Origin of the sequence: Stenotrophomonas sp. 3diitr2024 (assembly GCF_042136455.1) — a bacterium.
Classification (GTDB): Bacteria; Pseudomonadota; Gammaproteobacteria; order Xanthomonadales; family Xanthomonadaceae; genus Stenotrophomonas; species Stenotrophomonas sepilia.
In genome coordinates this window covers 1-433 of record NZ_JBHHMJ010000588.1, presented here as the reverse complement: position 1 = coordinate 433, position 433 = coordinate 1, and the positions used below count along the sequence as shown (strand labels likewise).

General features: G+C 66.3%; 1 protein-coding gene. It reads right to left on the bottom strand.

Annotated elements, in window-relative coordinates:
- The coding region (locus tag ABGA94_RS15115) for a methyl-accepting chemotaxis protein (RefSeq protein ID WP_375367678.1) at positions 1-433 on the bottom strand (433 nt) is incomplete at both ends.

Genomic DNA, 433 nt, shown 5'->3' with positions numbered 1-433 from the left:
CGAGGCGGCGGAGATCTCGGCCATGATGTCGGTCACACGCTGCACCGAGGCGACGATCTCGCCCATGGTGCTGCCGGCCTGGTGGACCAGGCTGGAGCCCTCGGCGACCTTGCCGACGGAGTCGTCGATCAAGCCCTTGATCTCCTTGGCGGCAGCCGCCGAGCGCTGGGCGAGGGTGCGCACTTCGCTGGCGACCACGGCGAAGCCGCGGCCCTGTTCACCGGCACGCGCGGCTTCCACGGCGGCATTCAGCGCCAGGATGTTGGTCTGGAACGCAATGCCGTCGATGACGCTGATGATCTCGGTCTTGATGTCGTAGTCGATGCGATCGGCCACCGCGTCCATCCAGGTGCCATCGTCGAGCTGCTGCTTCATCGTGGCCTGCTTGCCGGTGAACACCGCACGCACGGCTTCGCCATCCTTCAGGTAGATC